Genomic DNA, 6664 nt, shown 5'->3' on the forward strand with positions numbered 1-6664 from the left:
CGCAGGTTGCTCAAAACACTGTTTTGAGGTTGTAGATAAGACTGACGAAGTCAGTCACATATATACGGCAAGGCGACGCTGACGAAGTTTGAAGAGATTTTCGAAGAGTATAAAGAGTTTCGTCTGTTGACAAAAGTCATTCTCTTTAGTAGAATAGTAGATGCGATGAGTCGATAGGTAGTCTTCGGACTACTATTGAGCATAAGGAGGTCATAACGCAGGAGCGGACCTTGATGAGTTGTGTGAACCTGCTCATCACATGAAGATGCCTCTTAGTCCCTGGTCTAGCGACTGGGGATTTTTATTTTCCAAAAAATGATGAAAAAGCTTTGCAATTCATGGAAAAAGTAGTATAATACATCTATTATAGAAATTTTTAGAAAATTCCGAAAGAGGTTATTTATGGGATATACAGTTGCTGTAGTCGGCGCGACAGGTGCTGTCGGAGCTCAGATGATAAAAATGTTGGAAGAATCAACACTTCCAATCGATAAAATCCGTTTACTTGCTTCTGCACGTTCAGCAGGCAAGACTTTGAAATTTAAAGATCAAGATATTACAATTGAAGAAACGACTGAAACAGCTTTTGAAGGAGTTGATATTGCTCTCTTTTCGGCAGGTGGTTCTACATCAGCTAAGTATGCACCATACGCAGTGAAAGCTGGAGCGGTAGTAGTTGATAATACATCTTACTTCCGTCAAAATCCAGACGTTCCTTTGGTTGTTCCAGAGGTCAATGCTCATGCACTTGATGCCCACAACGGTATCATTGCCTGCCCTAACTGTTCAACAATTCAAATGATGGTGGCTCTTGAGCCAGTTCGCCAAAAATGGGGCTTGGACCGTATCATTGTCTCAACTTACCAAGCAGTTTCAGGTGCTGGTATGGGAGCAATTCTTGAGACACAACGTGAACTTCGTGAAGTCTTGAACGATGGAGTGAAACCACGTGATTTACATGCTGAAATCTTGCCTTCAGGTGGTGACAAGAAACACTATCCTATCGCCTTTAACGCTCTTCCACAAATTGATGTTTTCACTGACAATGATTACACTTACGAAGAGATGAAAATGACCAAGGAAACTAAGAAAATCATGGAAGATGACAGCATTGCAGTATCTGCAACATGTGTGCGCATTCCAGTCTTGTCAGCTCACTCTGAGTCTGTTTACATCGAAACAAAAGAAGTGGCTCCAATCGAAGAAGTGAAAGCAGCTATCGCAGCCTTCCCAGGTGCTGTCCTTGAAGATGATGTTGCTCATCAAATTTATCCTCAAGCCATCAATGCAGTGGGTTCACGTGATACCTTTGTTGGTCGCATCCGTAAAGACTTGGATGAAGAAAAAGGTATCCACATGTGGGTTGTTTCAGATAACCTTCTCAAAGGTGCTGCTTGGAACTCAGTTCAGATTGCAGAAACTCTTCATGAACGTGGCTTGGTTCGTCCAACAGCTGAATTGAAATTTGAGTTAAAATAGTCATATCGTTTAGGAGTTCAGATGAACTCCTTCTTTGAAATAGAGAGGTGTTTTCATGTCTTATCAAGATTTAAAAGAGTGTAAAATCATCACAGCCTTTATTACCCCCTTTCACGAGGATGGTTCCATTAACTTTGATGCCATTCCAGCCCTGATTGAGCATTTATTGGCCCATCATACAGACGGCATTCTTCTAGCTGGAACGACTGCTGAGAGTCCAACTTTAACCCACGATGAGGAGTTGGAACTCTTTGCGGCTGTACAAAAGATTGTCAATGGACGAGTTCCTTTGATTGCGGGTGTAGGTACCAATGATACGCGTGACTCGATCGAGTTTGTCAAAGAAGTAGCGGAATTTGGTGGTTTCGCAGCTGGGCTTGCTATTGTTCCTTACTACAACAAACCTTCTCAAGAAGGAATGTATCAGCATTTTAAAGCCATTGCAGATGCTTCTGACCTACCAATTATTATCTATAACATTCCAGGGCGTGTAGTTGTCGAATTGACTCCAGAAACCATGCTTCGTTTGGCTGACCATCCAAATATTATAGGTGTCAAAGAATGTACTAGCTTGGCTAATATGGCTTACTTGATTGAGCACAAGCCAGAAGAGTTCTTGATTTATACAGGTGAGGATGGAGATGCTTTCCATGCCATGAACCTTGGTGCGGATGGGGTTATTTCTGTTGCATCACATACAAATGGGGATGAAATGCACGAGATGTTTACTGCCATTGCAGAAAGCGATATGAAGAAAGCCGCAGCTATTCAACGTAAATTCATTCCTAAGGTTAATGCCCTCTTCTCATATCCAAGTCCTGCTCCTGTCAAGGCCGTTCTCAACTATATGGGATTTGAAGCTGGTCCAACTCGATTACCTCTAGTTCCAGCACCAGAAGAAGATGCAAAACGCATTATCAAGGTTGTTGTAGATGGCGACTACGAAGCAACTAAAGCAACCGTAACAGGTGTCTTAAGACCAGATTACTAATAAGACAATAAAATCCATGACCGCAAGAACGATCATGGATTTTTCTTATTTTCCTAAGCAGAATTGGCTAAAGAGTTGGGTGATGAGTTCATCAGGAGCAGCATCCCCAGTGATTTCTCCGAGGATTTCCCAAGTACGAGTCAAATCAACTTGAAGCAAGTCAACTGGCATACCTAGTTCCAGCCCTTCATTAACAGCCTGTAGGCTTTCAACGGCCTTTTCAATCAAGGAAATGTGACGTGCGTTAGACAAGTAGGTAGCATCTTGCTCGACTAGACCAGCATTTTCAAAGAAGAGGTTATTTATTCTCTCTTCAATCTTATCAATATTTTGGTTTTTAAGAACTGAAATGCGGATGACATCTTCAGGGAGTTCTGAAGTTTCAATTGCTTCAGGCAGGTCGGTTTTATTAAGAAGAATAATACGGTTTGTATATTGACTAATCTCAAGAAGTTGTCGGTCTTGGGCGGTTAAGGGTTCGCTAGCGTTTAGCACCAGTAGAACCAAGTCGGCTTCCTTGAGGGCTTTTTTCGAACGCTCGACACCGATTTGTTCCACGATGTCATCCGTTTCACGGATACCAGCTGTATCAATCAGTTTGAGAGGGACACCGTTGATGTTGACGTATTCTTCGATGACATCTCGAGTAGTACCAGCAATATCTGTAACGATAGCCTTGTCCTCACGCAAGAGGTTGTTGAGGAGGCTAGATTTCCCAACGTTGGGGCGGCCGATGATGGCAGTGGAAATTCCTTCACGAAGGATTTTACCGCGGCGGGCTGTCCTAAGGAGATTGGTTAGCAATTGCTCAAACTCCATAGTCTTCTCTCGGACAACAGCAGTAGTGGCTTCCTCAACATCGTCGTACTCAGGATAATCAATATTGACCTCGACTTGGGCAAGTGTATTGAGGATTTCTTGACGGGTATTATTGATAAGATCAGAAAGAGAACCATCTAATTGTTTGACCGCAATGTTCATGGCCTTGTCTGTCTTGGCGCGGATGATGTCCATAACGGCTTCAGCCTGAGTCAAGTCAACACGTCCATTTAGGAAGGCACGTTTGGTAAATTCACCAGGTTCTGCCAACCGAGCTCCTTCACGGATAGCTAGCTGGAGAATTTCATTGGTCACCGCAATCCCACCGTGGGTGTTAATCTCGATAATATCCTCACGAGTGAAGGTTTTTGGAGACTTCATAGCTCCAACCATAACCTCGTCCATGACTTTACCAGTCAGAGGATCAATAATGTGACCGTAGTTGAGAGTGTGGCTGGCAACCTTGTTCAAGTCTTTTCCTTTAAAAATCTTTTGGGCAATAGCAAAACTGTCTGTTCCGCTCAGGCGGACAATACCAATAGCCCCTTCACCTAGTGGAGTAGATATAGCAGCGATGGTATCAAATTCACGTGTAATCATAATATTTCCTTTAATTAATAGCTCTTTTCTTGGAATATTCCAAGTCTCTTTTCAAATTGTAACAAATTTGAACTATTTCTTCAATGGATGCTACTTGGAGATTGAAAAAGCCTAAGCAATTCTGCTTAAGCTAGATTATTTGGTGCGCATTTCCCCTTGTGGGAAGTAAGTTCCTTCTGGCATATCGTTGATGATGACATGGACAGCAGATTGAGGGGCTCCAGTGTTGCGAACAACCGCTTCCGTTACTTCCTTAGCAAGAGCTTTCTTTTGCTCGAGCGTGCGTCCTTCAAATAAATCGATGCGTACAAATGGCATAATAGCTTCCTCCACTAGTTTTTATTTCTTCTATTTTACCACATTTTGCCGTTTAAAGCTTAAGAAAATTATGATATACTAGAATGTAGCAAAAATTTAGAAATGGACGTGAAGCAAGAAACATGGCACAGTTGTATTATCGTTATGGGACCATGAACTCAGGTAAGACGATTGAGATTCTCAAGGTGGCCTATAACTATGAGGAGCAAGGAAAAGGTGTTGTGATTATGACCTCGGCTCTGGATACGCGTGACGGTGTTGGCTATGTGTCGAGTCGAATTGGCATGAAACGCCCTGCTCTTGCGATTGAGGAGACGACAGATATCTTTGGCTATATCCGAGACCTACCAGAAAAGCCTTACTGTGTGTTGGTCGATGAAGCCCAGTTTCTCAAACGTCATCATGTTTATGACCTAGCTCGTGTTGTTGATGAGTTAGATATACCCGTCATGGCATTTGGTTTGAAAAATGACTTTCGCAATGAACTGTTCGAAGGTTCCAAATATCTATTGCTCTTAGCAGACAAGATTGACGAAATCAAGACCATTTGCCAGTATTGTAAGAAAAAGGCGACCATGGTATTGCGTACTCAGGATGGATTGCCCGTTTACGATGGAGAACAGATCCAGATTGGTGGCAATGAAACCTATATCTCGGTTTGCCGTAAACATTATTTTGCGCCAATGATAACCTCTAACAAGGAGCAAAACTATGACAATTGAACTAAGAGATGTTACAATGGAAAATTATTTTGATGTTTTGAATTTGGATGTCAAGGAATATCAAAAACAATACATTGCAACCAACGCAATTAGTTTAGCTGAAGCATACGTCTACACTAAAAATGGAGATTTTGTAGCTCCATTGGCAGTTTATGATAATGATGCAATTATAGGTTTTGTGATGATAGCTTATGATAAAAAGATCGGAATTAGTAGTGGAAATTATTTACTATTTCGTTTTATGATTGATAAGAATTTTCAAAATCAAGGATATTTTAAACCAATTATGGATAAAGTACTAGACTATGTTCGGACAGCGCCAGCAGGTTTAAGCAATAAACTTTGGTTGTCTTATGAACCAGAAAACGAACATGCAAGATATTGTTACCTCAGTTATGGATTTAAAGAAACTGGGGAAATATCCGAGAACGAAGTAGTAGCAATCTATGATTTAACAATTGAGAAATAAGGAGAAAAAATGAACATCTATGATCAACTACAAGCTGTAGAAGACCGTTATGAAGAATTAGGAGAGTTGCTCAGTGACCCGGATGTGGTCTCTGACACCAAACGTTTTATGGAGCTTTCAAAAGAAGAGGCTTCTACTCGCGATACGGTAACAGCCTACCGTGAGTACAAACAAGTCCTTCAAAACATCGTTGACGCTGAAGAGATGATTAAGGAATCAGGCGGAGACGCTGACTTGGAAGAAATGGCTAAGCAAGAACTCAAAGATGCCAAGGCTGAAAAAGAAGAATACGAAGAAAAACTGAAGATCTTGCTCCTTCCAAAGGATCCAAACGATGACAAGAATATTATCTTAGAAATTCGTGGAGCAGCTGGTGGAGACGAAGCAGCACTTTTCGCTGGAGATCTTTTAACCATGTACCAAAAGTATGCGGAAGCCCAAGGTTGGCGCTTTGAAGTTATGGAAGCTTCTATGAACGGTGTCGGTGGTTTCAAAGAAGTGGTTGCCATGGTTTCAGGTCAGTCTGTTTATTCTAAACTCAAGTATGAGTCTGGTGCCCATCGTGTTCAACGTGTCCCTGTGACAGAAAGTCAAGGTCGTGTCCATACATCAACTGCCACAGTTCTTGTCATGCCTGAAGTGGAAGAGGTTGAATACGATATTGATCCAAAAGACCTTCGTGTTGATATCTACCACGCCTCTGGTGCTGGTGGACAGAACGTCAATAAGGTTGCGACTGCCGTTCGTATCGTTCACTTGCCAACCAATATCAAGGTTGAGATGCAGGAAGAACGTACCCAGCAGAAAAACCGTGAAAAAGCCATGAAAATCATCCGTGCGCGTGTTGCTGACCACTTCGCACAAATTGCACAAGATGAACAAGATGCTGAGCGTAAGTCGACTATTGGTACTGGTGACCGTTCAGAACGGATTCGTACTTATAACTTCCCACAAAACCGTGTCACAGACCACCGTATCGGTTTAACCCTCCAAAAACTAGATACCATTTTGTCTGGTAAATTGGATGAAGTTGTGGACGCCTTGGTACTTTATGACCAAACACAAAAATTAGAAGAATTAAATAAATAATGAAATTAGCTCAATTATTTTCAGATTTTGAAGAAGAGTTGATAAGACAAGGAGAGGAAGCTGAAAGCCTCTCTTTTGTCTATCGTAGTCTGAAAAATCTCACTTTTACAGACTTTGTTTTCGCCCTCCAGCAAGAGGTAACCGACGAAGAAAAACTATTTGTAGAGGAAATTTACC

The 6664-nt window shown here is 41.8% G+C and carries 7 protein-coding genes and 1 pseudogene; 6 read left to right on the forward strand and 2 right to left on the reverse strand.

Features of this window, described 5'->3' with window-relative positions; translation table 11 throughout:
* The first annotated feature begins 402 nt into the window (after positions 1-402).
* A complete protein-coding gene (locus QZ359_RS08595; RefSeq protein ID WP_153192356.1) occupies positions 403-1479 on the forward strand; it encodes an aspartate-semialdehyde dehydrogenase in 1077 nt (358 codons plus the stop codon).
* 55 nt (positions 1480-1534) lie between these two features.
* On the forward strand, positions 1535-2470 hold the full coding sequence (gene dapA, locus QZ359_RS08600) for a 4-hydroxy-tetrahydrodipicolinate synthase (protein WP_000121606.1): 936 nt from the start codon (positions 1535-1537) through the stop codon (positions 2468-2470).
* Between the two features lie 45 nt (positions 2471-2515).
* Here the strand turns inward: dapA and mnmE are convergent, their stop codons facing one another.
* Positions 2516-3889, reverse strand: coding sequence for a tRNA uridine-5-carboxymethylaminomethyl(34) synthesis GTPase MnmE (gene mnmE, locus QZ359_RS08605; RefSeq protein WP_293965805.1), 1374 nt, complete (start codon positions 3887-3889; stop codon positions 2516-2518).
* 135 nt (positions 3890-4024) lie between these two features.
* On the reverse strand, positions 4025-4207 hold the full coding sequence (locus tag QZ359_RS08610) for a 4-oxalocrotonate tautomerase (RefSeq protein WP_001117401.1): 183 nt from the start codon (positions 4205-4207) through the stop codon (positions 4025-4027).
* 122 nt (positions 4208-4329) lie between these two features.
* Between QZ359_RS08610 and QZ359_RS08615 the strand changes: the two genes are divergently transcribed.
* The 4 genes and pseudogenes from QZ359_RS08615 to QZ359_RS08630 form a co-directional block, all read left to right on the forward strand.
* Complete coding sequence (locus QZ359_RS08615) at positions 4330-4929, forward strand: thymidine kinase (protein WP_000068144.1); 600 nt, start codon at positions 4330-4332, stop codon at positions 4927-4929.
* Positions 4919-5398 (forward strand): GNAT family N-acetyltransferase, encoded by a 480-nt coding sequence (locus QZ359_RS08620; protein WP_033677263.1) that lies wholly within the window; start codon positions 4919-4921, stop codon positions 5396-5398. Before QZ359_RS08615 ends, QZ359_RS08620 begins: the two co-directional genes overlap by 11 nt.
* A gap of 9 nt (positions 5399-5407) precedes the next feature.
* Positions 5408-6487 (forward strand): peptide chain release factor 1, encoded by a 1080-nt coding sequence (prfA, locus tag QZ359_RS08625; RefSeq protein WP_001028815.1) that lies wholly within the window; start codon positions 5408-5410, stop codon positions 6485-6487.
* Positions 6487-6664, forward strand: a pseudogene (locus tag QZ359_RS08630) (peptide chain release factor N(5)-glutamine methyltransferase); the annotation flags it as partial. The gene prfA and the pseudogene QZ359_RS08630, both read left to right, overlap by 1 nt.

Origin of the sequence: Streptococcus sp., from assembly GCF_019414905.1 — a bacterium.
Lineage (GTDB): Bacteria > Bacillota > Bacilli > Lactobacillales > Streptococcaceae > Streptococcus.